We start from the raw sequence: 17,297 nt of genomic DNA, 5'->3' as shown, positions 1-17,297 counted from the left end.
CCTACTCCCGGCTCCCGCCTTCCGGCCCGGCGCCCGGCGTCCAGCTGCGTACATGCAGATCGCGTTGCGGGAACGGGATCTCGACTCCATTCTCGCGGAAGGCGCGGTCAATGGCGAAGTTCAGATCGCTGATCACGTCCAGGCGTTTGTCGATGTTTCGAATGTGGCAGCGCAATTCAAAATCCAGGGAACTGTCACCAAATCCGCGGAACAGGACCTTGATGTTGCGCGTGGCGTCGCTTTGAACCACGGCTGGATGTTCCTTTGCGACCTGCTCCAGAAGTTCGCGAACCTTCTCCACGTCGCTGCCATAAGCCACTCCCACGGGCACACGCACGCGGCCACGTTGGTCGTAGAGCATCCAGTTTGTCACCTGGGACGAAATCAGTTCCGAATTGGGAACAATTACGTCCGCGCGATCGAAGGTTTCGATCTGGGTTGAGCGGATACGAATCCGGCGCACATACCCTTCCGTACCTCCAACCACGACCCAATCGCCGGTTTTCACCGGACGTTCAAACAGGAGGATCAGGCCGGACACAAAATTGTTAACGATGTTCTGCAGACCGAAACCGATACCGACCGACAGCGCACCGGCAATGATCGCCAGATTGCTGAACTTGAGGCCCGCAATCCCCAGCGCCACCAGCAGGGCGATCGCGATTCCGCTATAACCGCTGATGGTTACCAGGGCCTCGCGTGCACCGCGTTCCAGTCGTGTCTTCGGCAACCAGCGCCGCTCAAAGCGTGCACGGAACCAGCCGGAGATGACGACGAGCAGGGCAAAGCTGCCGATCGCCATGATGACCCGTAGCGGCACGACCTGCAGTGAACCGACGGCAAACCCGTTTACAAAATAGTTGTAGGCGCTCAGCAACAGATCATTTTGGCCCCAGACCCGCAGCAGGAGGGCGCCAACAACAAACCACAGAGACAGGGTAATGATCAGGTGCAACCAGATCAGCCCGGGGACAGGCTCTCCTGTCGCCAGACCGAAGAACGCCCGGATTTTCCGATGCCAACGGTGACGGCCGCTTTCCAGGCCTTCGAACAACTCGCCGAGCAGTCGGCGTACCACCGTGAACGCGCCGAGCAATACCAGTGTTCCGAAGACGGTGCGCAGGACGGCGATGGAAAGATTGCGATACCCGGCCCATTCCGCCACCAGGGTGGCGACCAATGTCATACTGAGGCCGATGCGCGCGACCCGCCACCGGGCGAAGCGCTCAAACTGTCCGAGCAGCAGAACCACCCACACCAGGTTGACGATGAGGAAGCCGGCAAACAGGCCCCGCGCCAGCAGGAACGCCTGCTCCGGGAGGGTCTGCGCCAGTATGGTGGAAAACAGCAGATAGCCCACGAACAACAAGAGCAACAGAATCTTGAAGCGACGCGCCAGGGCGCGGGCAGTGGGCCGCTCGATGTCGAACACCATCTCTGCCGGCGGACGCGGTGCCAGGAGGGCCTGCAGAAGCGCGATCACAATGAAGTAGACCGGCAAACCATAGGCAAGGATGCCAATGAACGGGACCGGGGTAACGCCGGCGAACACCACCATCAGATAGATGGCAATCGCGAGGGTGGTCAACAGCGGAATCAACGAGGCGTTGAATTCGCGCGCCAGCGCCCGATTCAGGCGGCCCGAAAGACGCACGTCCCAGCGGCGATCGTCGGCCACCCACGCTCCGAGATAGCGCTTTATCCAGTGCGCCAGAACAAAGCCCAACAGCGCGGCCACGACCAGAGCCCCGACGTGCCAGCCGGCCAGGCGATCCATCCCGCTGTGCTTTCCCACGAAATCGCGGGAGGCATTCAACCAGATCGCGGGCTTGCTTGAGTTCTCCCAGAATAGGGAGAAGAAATCCGGACCGCGCGCCAACAGACGCTCGGCCAGCAGGCGATCGCGAACATCGCCCAGGCGCTGGAGCAGATCGTCCGTACGAAGAACCAGCAGGCGGCAACTTGCCAGCCCCTGCTCTTTCGCCTTTTTCTGCTCCTCCAGGGCAACCCGCTTGCGAACCACATCGATGGGCTCGCCGCGCACCCGCGGTCCAAGGCTTTTCAGGTCGTCCTGAACCTTGGCGACATCGCCCTCCGCCGTGCTGACGCAATCCTGGGCGGACGGTTGTATCGCGTTCACGTCCGCGATCAGGTTGCGAACTTCGCTTTCCGAAAGTCGTCGGTCCTTGAGCGCCGCCTCCGCCTTGTCCAGTGTGGCGCTCGCCTTGTTGACATCAAATGGTGGGGTTTCGTCCGCGAAAACCGAGGCGACACAAAGAAGTGCCGAAAAGACAATGATCGTGCGCAGGAATCGTTTACCGCTTGCCATGACTGCCCTGTTGCCCTGAACGCTGCTCACGTGACCCTGGAAACGGATGCCAAGCGTAGCAGAATCCCCCACAGGGCCCCAGTAGCACGTAACCGCCGGCCGGTGACGCTGGTTCCGCGCACGTGGAGCCGGTACACTTCCCTTCCACCGCGACAATCATCCAAAACCGTTGTTGAACCTTGCAAAATTCCCCCTGCTGACTGCCATCACACTGGCAGCGACCCTGGCGTGGACGCCTGCCGGTGCGGCGGGGCCGGGAAGCTCCGGCTTCAACGACAAACCCCTGGGCGAGGCCCTGGTCCTGCCGGATTGGTTCAAGCTCAGTTTTCTGGAACTGCACGACGATCTCCAGTCGGCCATCGAAGAAGGGAAACGCGGCCTGATCGTCTACTTTGGTCAGGAGTACTGCCCCTACTGCAAGGCACAGCTGGAAAACAACTGGGGGCGGCGGGATATCCGCGAGTACACGCAGAAATACTTCGATGTCGTCGCAATCAATGTGCGCGGTTCGCGAAGGCTGACAGACATGGGCGGAAACATCCTCACGGAAAAGGAATTCGCCAGCCGGCAAAAGGCGAATTTCACCCCTACCCTGCTTTTCTACGACCGGCAGGGACGGGTCGCTCTGCGACTCGCGGGCTACCACCGGCCCTATCAGTTCCGCGCCGCCCTGGAGTATGTTGCCGATGGCCATTATCGCAAACAGAGTTTCCGGGATTTCCTCGCGCTTGCGGAACCCAGTCTGAAGGAGAAAGACCATGGCCTGCATCAAAGCGATGTCTTCAGTCCGCCACCGTATGCCCTGGACCGCTCGCACTTTGCAGCCCAGACCCCATTGGCGGTGTTTTTCGAACAGGCCTCCTGCTATGCCTGCGATGTACTGCATGGCGGCCCCATGGAAGACAAGGAGATCCTGAACAGGCTACGGAAACTTGAGGTCGTCCAGCTGGACCTTTGGGGCGACACACCGGTAATCACCCCGGGAGGAAAACACCTTACGGCGAAGGAATGGGGAAAACAGCTTGGCCTGTTCTATACACCGACCATCCTGTTCTTCGATCCCCATGGAAAGGAGATCATTCGGGTGGATTCCGTCGTCGGTTTCCATCGCCTGCGCAATGTGCTCGATTACATCCTGAGTGGCGGCTACAGACAGGCGGGCGGCTACAATGCCTGGCGCAACAAGAATATCCCGAAGTAGGGACCGACCACTTTTAGCTGCGACGTCCATCCAGCAAATCGCGGGCACGATACAGGGCGACAAGCGATTTTCCATCCACGATGTCCCCGGCCCGGACCAATTCCATCACCCGATCCAGATCGAGCCAATGCACCTCGATGAGTTCGTGCGGTTCGGGATCGCGCTCCGCTTCGGCCAGGTCCAGGGCCAGCCACAGAAAGATCACTTCATCGAAGATCCCCGGTGAGCTGTAGTACTGCCCCAGCGGGATCCACTCACCAGCGCTTGCGCCCGCCTCCTCCCGCAATTCGCGCTGAATGGTTCGCAGTGGCTCTTCGCCATCGTCGCGCTTGCCGGCCGGGACTTCCCACAGCCAGGTTTTGGCGATCGCCCTGTACTGGCGCAGCAGACACACCCGGTTTTCGCCATCGACGGCAACGACTGCTGCGCCACCCGGGTGCCATACATGTTCGAGCTCGAATTCCTGGCCGTCAGGGAGGGATACAGTCTCAACGCTCACGTCGACGATCTTGCCGCGGTAGCGGAAATGCCCGGGCTTCTTGCTCATGGTCTGTGCCAGTGGATCAGGGTTATGGTGAGACACCCGGCTGCGGGCGGCCAGTGTGCGGGTCCTTGATTCGGATCAATGCTTCCGGGCCGTCCCCGGCGCAACAATTCGCTCCCCTTGTCCTGAAGGATCCCTTCAAGGAGTCCACATATGAAACACCCTATCACGATCATTGGTATCGCGGCAGTGATGTTGCTTTCCACGGGTCTGGCCATGGCCGATGGCAAGCCCGTGTATGGCTGGCAGCTCATGACGCCGCAGGAACGTACGCAATACCGGGAAAAGATGCGCACCCTGAAAACCAGGGAAGAACGGCAGGCCTTCCGTCGTGAACACCACAAGCAGATGCAGGAACGCGCCAAGGAACGCGGCGTGAAACTTCCCGACGAACCGCGGCCGCACGGCAACGGCATGGGCCCCGGGAATGGTATGGGTCAAGGCAACGGCATGGGCCCCGGGGGAGGCCGGTACTAGGCGTCTCGCAAGACGGGCGTACCCGAAGGGCGCGCCCGTCCGTTCTCAATTCTCGCTGCGATCCCCGCCACCGCGATTCTGGCGCGACGAAGTCCCGCCACGGGTCAAACTCGGGCATAATCGGGCCGGTACCAAAATCATCTGCCGCAACCGCACCGAAGAAGAGGAACAAATGCGCGTTTCCCGTTTTCTCCTTTCCACCGTCAAGGAAACCCCGGCCGACGCCGAAATTGTCAGCCACCGCCTGATGCTGCGCGCCGGCATGATCCGCAAGGTCGCCGCCGGCGTGTACAACTGGTTGCCGCTCGGCCTGCGCGTGCTGCGGAAAGTGGAAGCCGTGGTGCGCGAGGAGATGAATCGCACCGGCGCCCAGGAGGTCCTGATGCCGGCGGTACAGCCGGCGGAATTGTGGCAGGAATCAGGCCGCTGGGAACAGTACGGACCGGAACTGCTGCGCCTGCATGACCGCCATCAGCGCGAGTTCTGTTTCGGCCCCACGCACGAAGAGGTCATCACCGATCTGGTACGGCGCGAACTGCGCAGCTATCGCCAGCTGCCGGCAACTTTCTACCAGGTACAGACCAAATTTCGCGATGAGATTCGCCCGCGCTTTGGCGTCATGCGTGCGCGCGAGTTTCTGATGAAGGATGCCTATTCCTTCCACACCGACGACGGGTCCCTGGCGGAAACCTACGAAGCCATGTACGGCGCCTATTCCCGAATCTTTGAACGACTCGGGCTGGAGTTCCGTCCGGTAGAGGCGGACACCGGCGCCATTGGTGGCAACGCCTCACATGAGTTTCATGTGCTGGCCGACTCTGGCGAAGATCGCATTGCCATCTGCGAGAAGTGCGACTACGCGGCAAACGTGGAACTCGCCCCCGCCCTGCCGCCCGTCGGCAAGCGCGCGGAACCGGGGAAACCCATGGCGGAAGTCGAAACGCCGGGGCAGCACAGCATCGAAGAAGTCAGCGGCTACCTCAAGATCGATCCGGCACAAACAGTCAAGACATTGCTGGTCGCAGGTCATGACGGCCCCGTAGGCCTGGTCCTGCGCGGGGATCACGAACTGAACCCCGTCAAGGCGGAGAAGATCGAGGCCGTCGCCCGCCCCCTGCGTCTGATCGAACCCGACGAGGTGCGAACCCACGCGGGCTGCGCCCCGGGTTCGATCGGCCCGGTGGGACTGGGCCTCACAGTCATCGCCGACGAAAGCGCGGCCCGCCTGGCGGACTTCGTCTGTGGCGCAAACGAGGACGGCAAACATCTGCGCAACGTCAACTGGGGGCGCGACCTCCCTGAGCCAGTGGTGGCCGACATGCGCGAAGTCGTCGCTGGTGACCCCTGCCCGCGCTCCGCGTTGGAGGAGACCTGCGATGGAACGCTGACAATTCGCCGCGGGATCGAGGTTGGACACATCTTCCAGCTGGGCACGAAGTACAGCGAGGCCATGAACGCCACCGTCCTGGACGAAAACGGTCGCACCGTCATCATGCCCATGGGCTGCTACGGTATTGGCGTATCACGCGTCGTTGCCGCAGCGATCGAGCAGAACCACGACGACGACGGCATCCGCTGGCCGGATGCCATTGCCCCATTCTCCGTTTGCATTGTTCCCATCGGCTACCACAAATCCGAGGCGGTGCGGGCCGCGGTTGACTCCCTGTATGAGGAACTGACGGCCGCAGGGATTGACGTCTTGCTTGACGATCGCAATGAACGGCCCGGGGTCATGTTCGCGGACATGGATCTCGTGGGCATCCCCCATCGCGTGGTCCTGGGCGACCGGGGCCTCAAGAACGGGGTCGCGGAATACAAACGGCGTGGGCAATCCTCCGCGAATGAGCTACCCTTGCAAGGGTTGGGCACTGCAATTCAGGAGCAGTTGCAAGCCTGATCCGACGGGGGCCGGAAAAATGAGAATCAACAGGGCAATCATCGTACTGGGACTGGTGCTGTATGCCACCACCGCGTTCAGCGCGGAGTCCGATGCCCGGAAGGCAGACCCCGAACTGACGCGCGCCCTGCGTGCCGCGGCCCAGGATACACGCAGCTTCCATGACCCCTACCTCGCCACGGTGTGGCTGACCGATATGTCGAACCGCCTGCGCAAGCGCATCCCCGATCCGGACTACCGGATCAAGCTCCTCACCCTGGTGCATCGCGAGGCCCTGCGGGCCGAATTGCCGCCGGAGCTTGTGCTCGCGGTTATCGAGGTGGAAAGCAACTTCGACCAGTTCGCCATTTCCCGCGCAGGGGCTCGTGGCTTGATGCAGGTCATGCCATTCTGGCTCAAGGAGATCGGCAAAAAGGGAGACAACCTGTTTCGCATGAAGACCAATCTGCGCTACGGTTGCACCATCCTGAAGTACTATATGAAAAAAGAAGACGGAAACCTCGTGCGCGCTCTTGGCCGATACAATGGAAGCACGGGCCGTTGGCGCTACCCGGGCAAGATATTCAACGCCCTGGATCGGCGCTGGTATCCGAACTAGCCATCCCGCCGCACGACAAAACCGTCGAAGTCCTGTTCCGGAATCCCGCTCGCCGCGACCCGATCGACGCGCGCATGTTTTGGCCCCTGCCCCAACCAGGCTTGCAGTTCGCGCAAACCCGCTTCCTCGCCACAGGCGACAAGCTCCACCGTACCGTCACTGCAATTGCGCACCCAACCGCGAAGTCCCAGGCGGCGGGCCGTGTCCTGGGCTGAAGCCCGATAGAAAACACCCTGTACGCGGCCATGGACAACGAAGTGGACACAAGTCATGGCGGAAACTCAGAATGAGACGCTCGCCTTCTGTCCGGCATAGAGCCGCATATCACCGCTATTGAATTCCACACTCACGGGATACAGGGTACCCGCGGTATCCGCCAGCGGCTCCAGACCGACACTGCGTATCTTGCCCTCGTAGGTGTGGCCCGCGACCTTGACGCGGGCGTTACCACCTACGTGCAAATCGGCGACGGTTTTGCCCGCCACCTTCACCACGGCGATGTAGCGACTTGCCGCGGCGAGCACGAGCAGAATCTGGGACTGCTGCGTGCTGATGATGCTCTGCCCCGGCTCCACCTGCCGGCGAAGCACCCAGCCGTCAAAAGGCGCGCGAAGGGCGCTGTGTTTCACGTCGTACTCGGCACGCTGGACGCGGGCGCGCGCTGCCAGAACCGCGGCATCGGCCCGTTTCTTGTGCAGCTGCGCGTCTTCAAGCTCATCGGTGGAATTCAGGCCGCGATCGTACAGCTCCTTGGCCTGTTTGAGATCGCGAGTCGCCAGGCGCTGCTCCGTTCCGGCCTCGGTTCGCTTGGCCCGCGCCCGTTCCAGTTCAGTGGCAAACGGAGTCTGCTCGAGCTGCAGCAGCAGCTGGTCCTTTTTGACCCGGTCACCCGCGTGGACCGAAACCATATCGACGACACCGGAAACCGGCACACCGAGTTCAACCCGCCGAGCCCATGCCACGGTCCCGTCCTCCGCGCGGGCGACGGGTATCAAAAGCAGGGCGGCGAACACAAAGACGATATGCCGGAACGGGAACGGATTCATGGTTTCTTCTCCTCTGTGGCCGGGGTCCCCAGCGAACCCGTGAGGGCATCGATTCGTGCCCAGGTCATGGCCAGATCAAACTTGACCTGCATGCTCATCCACTGTGCCTCCGTCATGCGTGTCATGGCATCTCCGAGACTGACTTCCTTTTCCATCTCGTACAGGGCGCGGGCGCGGTCCAGGTACATCTCGCGGTAGTCACCCCTGACCTGCGCCGCCTTGCGGCGAACATCAAGGACTTCGAGATCCTGCACCAGATCAAGCGTGTTCTGGCGCAACTTGAGAATGCTTCGTTCCCGTTTGGCCTCCAGACGCGCCAACTCCGCCTGTGCCTCGGACACGGCGGAGGAGATCCGGTCACCCTGGTAGATGGGAATGCGGAGATTCAGGCTGGCGCTCCAGTCGTTGCTGTTTCCCAGAGGCCGTTCAAATGCGCCGGCCTGCAGTTGCGCATCCAGCACCGGTCGCCGTCCGGCACGGGCAAACTGTACCTGCTCGCGTGCCGCCGCCAGCCTTCGATCCAGGGACAACAGGACAGGGTTCTTTTCTTTCACCTGCTTCCACAGCGAGTCGAAATCCGGAACTGTTCTCTTCCCGACATTGATTGTGGGCTGCGCCAGATTCTCCGGCAACTGACCGGGGCGATTCAGAGCAAGCGCGAGGCGCTGGCGGCTGCGTTGCTGCTCGGATTGCGACCGTGTGCGCTTGATCAAAAGATCCTGATAATGGGATTCCGCCGCCGCCATGTCGACGTCGGACACGCGCCCCTGCTTGTGTCGTTCACGAATGCGGTCAAAGACGACGTATGCATGGGCCATGGCCTCGTTGTCCACCATGTACCGCTGATCGGCCAGTAATACGTCGAAGAATGCCTGCATGACGACAAGGCGGCGGCGCTGCCGCGCATCCACCAGCAGCAGCTTGCGGCCCGCAACAGTCTCTTCCAGCGACCGCTCGCGGGCCCGGGTGCGGCCAAAATCGTAGAGTCGCTTGCGCAGGCTCAACAATGCCATGCTGTCTCCCTGCGCCGACCCGTAGATCGGATCGGCGGGATCGACATAGGAAGGAATTATATCGGCGTACAGCTCTGCATTCCGGTCCGCCTCCACCGATCTCGCCTGCGCCTCGGCCTGGGCCAACTCGGCCGCGGGAATCTCGGTATCGGGGTGTGGGGCGTCAGCGAGGCGAAGCGCCTCTGGCAGGGTCAATGGATTGGGCAAGGCCTGGGTAACAGGAGCCTTGGCCGCGGGATCATCCAAAACGGGGTTCTTGGTTTCCTGGGCGCTGGCCATCGCGGTCCAGGTAACCATCGCCAGTACCACATATCGCCGGCTCTTCATGACCGATGATCCTCGCCCGGCAGGACCCCGGTCGTCAACTAGGATCGCGTAGCTGCTGTTCCCGCTTGCGCTTGTAGATCGTGAACCTCTCTTTCTTGTAGTCGCCATTAACGACGAACTCGCCCAGCCACTGGAATTGCTGGGCATTTCGCGTCACACCCGTGTACTTCATCAACTCCTTGCCTTGAGTGTCAAAGAACACGAAGGTGGGCGTAGCCCGAATACGGTTGTGCTTGAGCGCGAAGTCCTTTTCCAGCATCTCGTGCCCGCCGAAGTCGGTGATCGGCTCACTACCATCCACGTCGACCTGGAGCGCGGTGAAGTGCTTCGTGAAGTATGTCTGTACGGGAACCTGGTTGAGAACCGTCGCCATCATTTTCGCACACCACGGACAGTCTGCCTTCTCGAACATGATGAGTACGCCAGTCTTGCCCTGCTCCCGGGCCGCGGCGGCCTCGTCCTGGAGATTTCCGAAGCTCTGGCTGAAGAAATACTGTGTTGGATCCCGGGTCTCGGCGGCGGATGTCACCGATACCGTGGGCACCAGCAACAGCAGCGCCAACAGCAAGCCAGCCGGTTGTCTCACGCGCCAGATCTTCATGCCTTCAGTGTCCATGTCCTCGACCTAGCCCTTTGTTTCCCCGGAATCCGCCTTGGCGGTGCTGCCTGAACTGTTGATGAAGTCTTCCAGTTGTTCCTGGGTCACGGCGCCAACGTGCCTGCCTCTCAGCTCGCCTGTGGGTGAATAGACGTAGAAGGTCGGCGTACCGTAAAAGGAACCGCCGCCAAACTTGGCCAGTTGCGCAGGATTTGGCTCGGCGATCAGGTTGGGGAACCCGAGTCCGTGCAAATCAATGAAGTGCTGCGCCTTCTTGCGCTGTGCCCAGCCGTCGATAGAAACCCCCAGTACGGTCGCATTCGTTCGGTGATGAGCATCATGGAAAAACGCGATCTCATCAATGTCCGCGTTGCAGACGGGACAATCGTGGGCCCAGATCGCAACCACGGTCCACTTTCCGTGTCCGATGAAATCTGAAACGTTCTCCGATTTTCCGTCCAGGCGCTTGAGAACCAGGTCGGGCCCCGATGCCATTACTGGCAGCGGGGAAATCAACAGCATGATTACTATCGCCTGACACAACTTTCCAACCATTCTTCGTAACTCCTGTTCGCCGATTGACCTGGTTCGTGAATAAGAGACGCTACCGGGGGCGGATGCATTCCATTCCTTTCCCCCTGTATAATTCGCCGTTCATCACCTTGGAACGCACAATGGAGAAAAAATTCCGTTCCGAAAAGGACAGCCTGGGAGCCTTTTCCGTACCCGCAGACGCCTGGTATGGCATCCAGACAGCTCGCGCCGTGGAAAATTTCCCCATTTCCGGCCGTCGGCCGGATGCGGATTTTATCGTGGCCCACGTCCGGATCAAGCGCGCTGCCGCTGTCGCCAACCGGGACGCGGAATGGCTGGACGCGCGTTCCGCACAGGCAATCATTGATGCCGCCGACATTATCATCGCAGGCAAGCACAGGGACCAGTTTGTGGTCGATCGCTTCCAGGCCGGTGCCGGTACCAGCCACAACATGAATACGAACGAGGTGCTGGCCAATCTGGCCAATGTGTCGCTCGGCGGGGAACGGGGAAACTACGATCCCGTCTCCCCCAACGATCACGTCAATATGGGGCAGAGCACCAACGACACCATCCCCACCGCAATCCGTCTCGCGGCTCTGGCAAAACTCCCGCGACTGCTCGAAGCAGTGGACGCCATCGCCGGTGAATATCGACGTATCGCGACAGAAGAAGCCGCCACCGTCAAGAGCGGCCGGACCCACCTGCAGGACGCGGTACCGACCACGGTCGGACGTGAGTTCGGCGCCTATGCGTGGATTCTGAAGCGCTGCCGGGATCGCATTGCCGACACGCGCACGCGCCTCGCACAAATCGGCCTGGGCGGATCGGCCGCCGGAACCGGCCTCAACACCTCGCCCGGTTATGTCGATGCGGTTGCCGGCGAACTGGCCCACCTTACAGGTGAACCAATCCGTGCAGCGGAAGATCTGGCTGGACAAATGCAATCCATGCTGGACCTGCAGGAGTTGTCCAACGCGATCCGCGCCCTTGCCCTGGAACTCACCCGGATCAGCAACGACATGCGCCTGCTCGCGTCGGGCCCGCGGACCGGACTCGCCGAGATTCACCTGCCCGCCGTGCAGCCCGGTTCGAGCATCATGCCGGGCAAGGTTAACCCCGTCATGTTCGAGATGCTGAACCAGGTTTGTTACCAGGTACTCGGACAGGATGCCGCCATCGCCGCCATGGGTCAGGCGGGCCAGTTGGAGCTGAACGTAATGATGCCGGCCCTGGGGTCGGCCCTGTTCGATGCAATGGACTGGCTGACCAATGCCATCATGGCCGTTGTGAATCGGAATATGAAAGGCCTGAGCATCGACCGGGATCGGTGTCGGGACTTTGCCCATACCAGCGTGGGTCTTGCCACGCTACTCAATACCCGCATTGGATACGCGGCCGCTGCCGAGGTTGCAAAGGAATCGGAGCAGTCCGGTCGTGCCGTCCGGGAAATCGTTGCTGAACGGGGGCTGATAAGCGAAGACGAGTTCGACCGCCTGGTGGAACAGGCTGCAATTAGGCCAATTCGACTGATTTTGCCCCCCTTTCCGGTAATACACCCAATACCATATTAGTGCATAGTCAGGCTACAATGGCTATATAAAGGGGTGTTTGCGGATCGCACACTAAAAATACGATGGATTTAAAGCTCTCTCTTCCGGATTTCGATTCCGAGTCGATGACCGTTGTCGAAACGAAGCCCAACCGTGCGGAAAGCTGGTTGGCGGAACTGCCCATTCTCAATGTGGCTCAGACCAGCCACACCATGTTTCGCTCCCTTTCCGCTCTCAATCGGATGGACATCGATGGAATGTCCAGACTCCGGTTGATGGAGGTGTATCGTGAGTCGGTGGCTCGCGTGTGCGCGAAACTGAAAGATGAATACGTGGGTCAGTCACTGCCACTGGGTGACCGCGCTAAGGTTGCCGCGGATCGCGCGCGCGACTTCCAGATCGAAATGGCCTACGGCTACAAGCGGGTCCTGGTCGATACCCTTAGCTCCAATCGCGTACGTCCCAGCTCGCGCGCGATGGGCTCCCTGTCTGTCGTGATCCAGCGGGCCATGCGATATCTCGCCGAGGCCTTGCTCCGCTCCTATCAGTGCTATTGCACCGTTCCGGTGGGAGCCTGGCGAGAGATCCACCAACTTTATTCCCTGGCCGACGCCTATGCGTGGCCACGGCCCCGGTGCCGGATGCCCTGAACTCGGCCGTACCCGAAAGCAGCGTTGACCTCGTCTACAAGCAGGCCTTGCTGGTTGATTTCGCAGATCCCTATCATCTTCCATCGCGCATGGTGGCGCTGATTCAGCACTACCTGAATCGCTGGGCCAAACTCGGCAAGCTGGTACCCGGTTCGCAGCCACCGGGAAAGAACTGCCAGTTCCTGATTGACCTGGAAAGTGACAAGGCGGGAGAGTTGTTCGTACCCACGGAAGCGACATTGGCCCCGGCAGAACGATATCGCCTTCTCGATACGACAGATATCGCCCGCAAGATTCATTCGCAACTGTCAAAATTGCAGAAGGGAGAGCAGCCGGCGACGGACGGACTGCACTCGGATTTCTTTGAGTCCGACATGATCAAGGATCTCCTGAAACGACTCCTCAGCTCCTGGGGCGTCAATCCCAAGCGCACGTTCCAGCGTACCGAGCGCAACGGCGACAGCGTGGACGTGGCTATTGGTCTGCAGACCATTGCCTATTGGCTCAACGGCGGCACGGACTTCGTTGCCAGTTCCGACTTCGTCGGTCCCATGCCACAGCAGAGGACGCAGCTTGGTGGACGCTACGCAACCGTGGAAAACGACCTGAACGACGGGGTTGCCGAGCAGGCTGGCGCAAGCCACAACCCGGACTTTGTCTACGCGCCCTGGGAACTGGTGGATGAAAGCGCCGGGGGTATGGCCATCCGCAGCCAACACGTCAGTGGACAGCAAGCGCGCGTCGGTGATCTGGTGGCTGTTCGCACCCCGGACGGGAATACATGGGAGATCAACACAATTCGCTGGTTGAAGAGTGCCCCCGGCGGCGCGATCGAAATCGGAATCAAGCGCATATCACCCGTGGCCGGGGCCATCGTGTACAAGACCTTCGATGAGAACCATCGGGAAAGTGAATTCTTGCCCGCGATTCATGTGCCGGAGATGGGCGCCCTGAATCAGAAGGCCGGCATCATTGCCTACAAGGGCACGTTCCGCCCCGACCGTGAACTGTTCTACGACGATGGGTACAGACTGATCCGCATCCGGGCAATCAAGCTGGTCGAGACCACCGCCCATTTCGACCATTTCGAGTACATTCCGGTCTGACCGCGCGCCAGGTAACAAAGAAAAGGGCCCGTCAGCGACGGGCCCTTTCTTTCATCATCTGTGCCGCAGGTGCTTACTGGGCCAGATAGGCCTTGTCCGATTCCTCGGTGACGCCCAGAGACCAGGCACCGCGCGTCTTCGCATGATGGACGGCGGCATCAATCTCCGACTGCGACTGACCACGGGCGATGTTCAATACCTGACCCGGATTGATCAGATCCGCATCGCTGATGCTGTCGCTGTTGGCCTTGTAGATCAGCGGCCACTCGTAGGGATTGCCATAGATCTTCGGCATGCTCGCGATGGCCCAGAGGTTGTCACCGCGCACTACAGTATAGGTCTCGCCGGCCATTGGCTGCTCAGGCGCGGGAGTCTCGGCCGGAGCGGGTTCCGGCCCCATGGGTTCTTCTTGTGCAGGCTTGCTCTGGCAGCCGGCCGCAACCAGCACACCGGCGAGGACAAGCATCAGTTTCCAGTTCCCGTATACCCGGTTCATGCCATTTATCTCCTTCTTTTTCAAAGTTTTACCAACAAGGCCGGTTGGCGGAATTCGTGCAATACGCGTAAAAACGGCGCATCGTTTCTATAAATCAACGTATCACCGGCCCTATAGGCTGTCAAGAAAGCACCCGTTACAATCCGGTTTCACCCCCACCACCTGTCGGTGCGAATGCTACGGAGGTCGCGTGAGCAAGCCAACGATCTATCACAACCCACGCTGTTCCAAGTCCCGCCAGACCCTCGAACTCCTTCAACAAAAAGGCATGGACCCGGAGGTCGTGGAATACCTCAAGTCTCCGCCTTCGCCAGAGACCCTGCGCGAACTCCTGGGCTTGCTCAATATGAAACCGGTCGACCTCATTCGACGCAAAGAGCCCGAATTCCTCGAGCTGGGCCTGGACCGGCCGGGAATTTCCGAAGACGAGATCATCGATGCTATGGTCCGCCACCCACGACTGATCGAGCGCCCCATCGTGGTGAACGATGGAAAAGCGGCAATCGGCCGCCCGCCAGAAAACGTACTGAATATCTTCTAAACCGCGATGCCCGAAATCCTCGTTTTGTACTACAGCCGTCGGGGGTCGGTGGCGACCCTGGCCACACACATCGCGCGGGGAATCGAGTCCGTGCACGATATGACTGCACGCATACGATGCGTACCGCCGGTGTCGCCGGACAACGAGGCAACCCTGGATCCCGTGCCCGAATCCGGTCCGCCCTATGCAACCCTCGACGACTTGCGCGAATGTTGCGCGCTCGCCCTCGGCAGCCCGACCCGCTTCGGCAACATGGCAGCACCATTGAAACATTTTCTGGATACCACCTCCCCCTTGTGGCTCACCGGCGAACTGGCGGGAAAACCGGCAGCCGTGTTCACGTCCAGCACTTCGCAGCATGGCGGACAGGAATCGACGCTGCTGTCCATGATGATCCCTCTGTTGCACCACGGCATGCTCCTGCTCGGCATTCCCTTCTCGCAAGACCGGATCAACACCACCACCTCGGGTGGTTCTCCCTATGGCGCCACCCACGTTGCCGGACCCGACGATAACCGGCCGGTGGATGATGTCGAGAAATACCTGTGCCGTGTCCTCGGGGAGCGGCTGGCAAGAACGGCTCAACGTCTTGGCGGAACCGGCAGTTGACTGATTCCGCGCAAAAGGATTCGCTCACACGCGCCCTGTACATTGGCGCGAACCTCGCCTATTCCGGCTTGTTTATGCTGATCTTGCTGTGGGAAGGCTGGCTGGCGCCGTCACCCGGTGCCCCGGCCGGATTTTGGCTGGTGATCAAAGCCGTGCCGCTGGTGCTTGCGGCCCGGGGGGTCTATCGTGGCAACCCGAAGGTGATCGTAATCGCCAGCCTCGTCGTGCTGTTGTATTTCGTCGAAGGAGTCGTTCTGGCATACGCCGGTCCGGGTCACCGACACTTCCTGGCCCCCATCCGGTTTCTCGCCACTGCGGAGATAATATTAAGTACAGCATTCATCGTTCTGGCCGGTCAGTATGTTCGCCGCACTTTCAAACGAGACTAGGCCTGCTCCTCAAGGCTCCGTAGAAAGGGGACGGTGATCCGGCGTTGCGCCCGCAGCGTCGCGTCGTCAAGACGATCGAGCAGCGCGAACAGCGCATGCATGTCCCGCGGATAGCGACTCAAAACGTATATTCCGGCCTCCCCCGGCAATTCGAACCCTCGATCCCGGGCGCGGACCTGGAGCGCCTCCAGCTTCTGTTCGTCGCTGAGGACCCGCAAGCCATAGACCAGGCCGGCACGCAGGCGCGATTGCAGATCCGGCAAACGGAATGGCAACGCCTGGGGCGCTGCGCGGGCCGCCAGTACGAGGGTCGTCCGGCCACGCGCCCTTTCATAGAGCGCCAGAAGCGCCGTTTCCCACTCCGGATTCCCGACCACGGTGTCGATATCATCGATACAGACCAGCGCCGCCTCAGTGAACGCGGTCAGTTCCTCGGGCAGCAAGTCAGGTTTGGCCAGGGACAGATACTGGCTGCGGTCGGGCGCGGCATGACAAACGGCGCGCAACAGGTGGGACTTTCCGCTCCCGGCCGGCCCCCACACAAAAATGCAATCGGACGGGGCCCGCTCCTCGACCAGGTCAGCAAGGCGGGACACGAGTTCGGAATTGTCCCCGGCAACAAAATTTCCCAGCGAACACCGATCCGGGATTCGCACGTTAAGTGTGAGCTGGCGGTTTTCCATCAAGCCGATCCAATGACTACCTGGGCGGGTCGCGGTCTTCCGGATCCGCGGACTCGATGCCCCCACGCAGGACCCAGAGCCAATAATAGTGAGCACCACTAACAACGGTCGTGACCGCGACCGAGTACATCAGAAGATCGACCAGGTACGGCACCATAAGATAGCGGGCCTGCGTGGCGAGCACGGCCACGAGCAGGGCAATCTGGAACCCTGTGTTGATCTTGCTGAAGATGCTCGGCTGCATGCGCACGGCGCCACGGTGCGAGGTATAGACCAAATACCCACCGACGATCAGAAAGTCGCGCGACACGACCACCAGCAGGACCCACAAGGGAATCAGATGCAGGACCGTGAGCGTAATGTACATGCCCACCATCAACACCTTGTCGGCTACGGGATCGAGTATACCCCCGAGATGGCTCTGCAGCCCGTAGCGCCGTGCAAGGAAACCGTCGAGACCGTCCGAAAGGCCGGCCAGCAGGAACAACCAGAAGGCCGCCCGGTAGTGCCCGAAGTGAAGCAGGGCAATGAGCACCGGGACCATGGCCAGGCGCAGGATCGTAATGGTGTTGGGAAGCTGGGCCAAACGCACGATCGGGACTCCGGAAACGAGCCGGCATTATAGGGCACGGGCCCGTGGGGGCGCGAACCGTTTGCGCACCGACCCCCCGCCGCTTACCATACGCCCCTCTCCACCACAGCGAAC

General features: G+C 60.7%; 20 protein-coding genes. 10 read left to right on the top strand and 10 right to left on the bottom strand.

Annotated elements, in window-relative coordinates; translation table 11 throughout:
* Position 1: 1 nt before the first annotated feature.
* On the bottom strand, positions 2-2,329 hold the full coding sequence (locus tag P8X48_05495) for a mechanosensitive ion channel (GenBank protein MEJ2106770.1): 2,328 nt from the start codon (positions 2,327-2,329) through the stop codon (positions 2-4).
* 172 nt (positions 2,330-2,501) lie between these two features.
* On the opposite strand from P8X48_05495, the gene P8X48_05490 reads away from it, so the two are divergent.
* On the top strand, positions 2,502-3,530 hold the full coding sequence (locus P8X48_05490) for a thioredoxin fold domain-containing protein (protein MEJ2106769.1): 1,029 nt from the start codon (positions 2,502-2,504) through the stop codon (positions 3,528-3,530).
* Positions 3,531-3,543: 13 nt separating this feature from the next.
* On the opposite strand, the gene P8X48_05485 is transcribed toward P8X48_05490, so the two are convergent.
* Positions 3,544-4,077 carry an NUDIX hydrolase gene (locus P8X48_05485; GenBank protein MEJ2106768.1) on the bottom strand — a complete coding sequence of 178 codons (534 nt, stop codon included), beginning with the start codon at positions 4,075-4,077 and terminating at the stop codon, positions 3,544-3,546.
* 150 nt (positions 4,078-4,227) lie between these two features.
* Here P8X48_05485 and P8X48_05480 point away from each other — a divergent pair, with 150 nt between their 5' ends.
* The 3 genes from P8X48_05480 to P8X48_05470 all read left to right on the top strand — a co-directional run bounded on the left by P8X48_05480 (position 4,228) and on the right by P8X48_05470 (position 7,046).
* Positions 4,228-4,551, top strand: coding sequence for a hypothetical protein (locus P8X48_05480; protein MEJ2106767.1), 324 nt, complete (start codon positions 4,228-4,230; stop codon positions 4,549-4,551).
* A gap of 172 nt (positions 4,552-4,723) precedes the next feature.
* A complete protein-coding gene (locus P8X48_05475; GenBank protein MEJ2106766.1) occupies positions 4,724-6,448 on the top strand; it encodes a proline--tRNA ligase in 1,725 nt (574 codons plus the stop codon).
* Positions 6,449-6,467: 19 nt separating this feature from the next.
* Complete coding sequence (locus P8X48_05470) at positions 6,468-7,046, top strand: lytic transglycosylase domain-containing protein (protein ID MEJ2106765.1); 579 nt, start codon at positions 6,468-6,470, stop codon at positions 7,044-7,046.
* Here the strand turns inward: P8X48_05470 and P8X48_05465 are convergent.
* Genes P8X48_05465 through P8X48_05445 form a run of 5 tightly spaced genes read right to left on the bottom strand, consistent with a single transcriptional unit; the run spans position 7,043 to position 10,585 of the window.
* Positions 7,043-7,318: an acylphosphatase gene (locus P8X48_05465; GenBank protein MEJ2106764.1), complete on the bottom strand. Its 276-nt coding sequence runs from the start codon at positions 7,316-7,318 to the stop codon at positions 7,043-7,045. The two genes, P8X48_05470 and P8X48_05465, sit on opposite strands and share 4 nt — an antisense overlap.
* Positions 7,319-7,327: 9 nt before the next feature.
* Positions 7,328-8,092 (bottom strand): efflux RND transporter periplasmic adaptor subunit, encoded by a 765-nt coding sequence (locus P8X48_05460; protein MEJ2106763.1) that lies wholly within the window; start codon positions 8,090-8,092, stop codon positions 7,328-7,330.
* The gene (locus P8X48_05455; GenBank protein MEJ2106762.1) at positions 8,089-9,432 is read right to left on the bottom strand and encodes a TolC family protein; all 1,344 of its coding nucleotides are present in this window, start codon (positions 9,430-9,432) and stop codon (positions 8,089-8,091) included. Before P8X48_05455 ends, P8X48_05460 begins: the two co-directional genes overlap by 4 nt.
* A gap of 34 nt (positions 9,433-9,466) precedes the next feature.
* Positions 9,467-10,033: a thioredoxin family protein gene (locus tag P8X48_05450; GenBank protein ID MEJ2106761.1), complete on the bottom strand. Its 567-nt coding sequence runs from the start codon at positions 10,031-10,033 to the stop codon at positions 9,467-9,469.
* Positions 10,034-10,057: 24 nt separating this feature from the next.
* Positions 10,058-10,585, bottom strand: a complete 528-nt coding sequence (locus P8X48_05445; GenBank protein MEJ2106760.1) for a TlpA disulfide reductase family protein — start codon at positions 10,583-10,585, stop codon at positions 10,058-10,060.
* A gap of 119 nt (positions 10,586-10,704) precedes the next feature.
* On the opposite strand from P8X48_05445, the gene P8X48_05440 reads away from it, so the two are divergent.
* The 3 genes from P8X48_05440 to P8X48_05430 all read left to right on the top strand — a co-directional run bounded on the left by P8X48_05440 (position 10,705) and on the right by P8X48_05430 (position 13,873).
* Positions 10,705-12,138 carry an aspartate ammonia-lyase gene (locus P8X48_05440; GenBank protein MEJ2106759.1) on the top strand — a complete coding sequence of 478 codons (1,434 nt, stop codon included), beginning with the start codon at positions 10,705-10,707 and terminating at the stop codon, positions 12,136-12,138.
* A 104-nt stretch (positions 12,139-12,242) separates the two neighbouring features.
* Positions 12,243-12,767 carry a hypothetical protein gene (locus P8X48_05435; protein ID MEJ2106758.1) on the top strand — a complete coding sequence of 175 codons (525 nt, stop codon included), beginning with the start codon at positions 12,243-12,245 and terminating at the stop codon, positions 12,765-12,767.
* Positions 12,737-13,873, top strand: a complete 1,137-nt coding sequence (locus P8X48_05430; protein MEJ2106757.1) for a hypothetical protein — start codon at positions 12,737-12,739, stop codon at positions 13,871-13,873. Before P8X48_05435 ends, P8X48_05430 begins: the two co-directional genes overlap by 31 nt.
* A gap of 73 nt (positions 13,874-13,946) precedes the next feature.
* Here the strand turns inward: P8X48_05430 and P8X48_05425 are convergent, their stop codons facing one another.
* On the bottom strand, positions 13,947-14,369 hold the full coding sequence (locus tag P8X48_05425) for a LysM peptidoglycan-binding domain-containing protein (protein ID MEJ2106756.1): 423 nt from the start codon (positions 14,367-14,369) through the stop codon (positions 13,947-13,949).
* 190 nt (positions 14,370-14,559) lie between these two features.
* On the opposite strand from P8X48_05425, the gene arsC reads away from it, so the two are divergent.
* From arsC to P8X48_05410, 3 genes are read left to right on the top strand one after another with little or no spacing between them, the layout of a single operon-like run.
* The gene (gene arsC / locus P8X48_05420; GenBank protein ID MEJ2106755.1) at positions 14,560-14,910 is read left to right on the top strand and encodes an arsenate reductase (glutaredoxin); all 351 of its coding nucleotides are present in this window, start codon (positions 14,560-14,562) and stop codon (positions 14,908-14,910) included.
* A gap of 6 nt (positions 14,911-14,916) precedes the next feature.
* The gene (wrbA, locus tag P8X48_05415) at positions 14,917-15,519 is read left to right on the top strand and encodes an NAD(P)H:quinone oxidoreductase (protein MEJ2106754.1); all 603 of its coding nucleotides are present in this window, start codon (positions 14,917-14,919) and stop codon (positions 15,517-15,519) included.
* On the top strand, positions 15,516-15,908 hold the full coding sequence (locus tag P8X48_05410) for a DUF2069 domain-containing protein (protein ID MEJ2106753.1): 393 nt from the start codon (positions 15,516-15,518) through the stop codon (positions 15,906-15,908). The genes wrbA and P8X48_05410 overlap by 4 nt, the downstream gene beginning before the upstream one ends.
* Here the strand turns inward: P8X48_05410 and hda are convergent.
* A complete protein-coding gene (hda, locus tag P8X48_05405) occupies positions 15,905-16,591 on the bottom strand; it encodes a DnaA regulatory inactivator Hda (GenBank protein MEJ2106752.1) in 687 nt (228 codons plus the stop codon). The genes P8X48_05410 and hda overlap by 4 nt on opposite strands.
* Before the next feature lie 16 nt (positions 16,592-16,607).
* Entirely contained in the window at positions 16,608-17,183 is a 576-nt protein-coding gene (locus P8X48_05400) for a CDP-alcohol phosphatidyltransferase family protein (protein ID MEJ2106751.1), read from the bottom strand.
* Between the last annotated feature and the right edge of the window lie 114 nt (positions 17,184-17,297).

The sequence above is a fragment of the Acidiferrobacteraceae bacterium genome (genome assembly GCA_037388825.1).
GTDB lineage: Bacteria > Pseudomonadota > Gammaproteobacteria > Acidiferrobacterales > JAJDNE01 > JARRJV01.
This window is presented reverse-complemented; position numbering and strand designations above follow the sequence as displayed.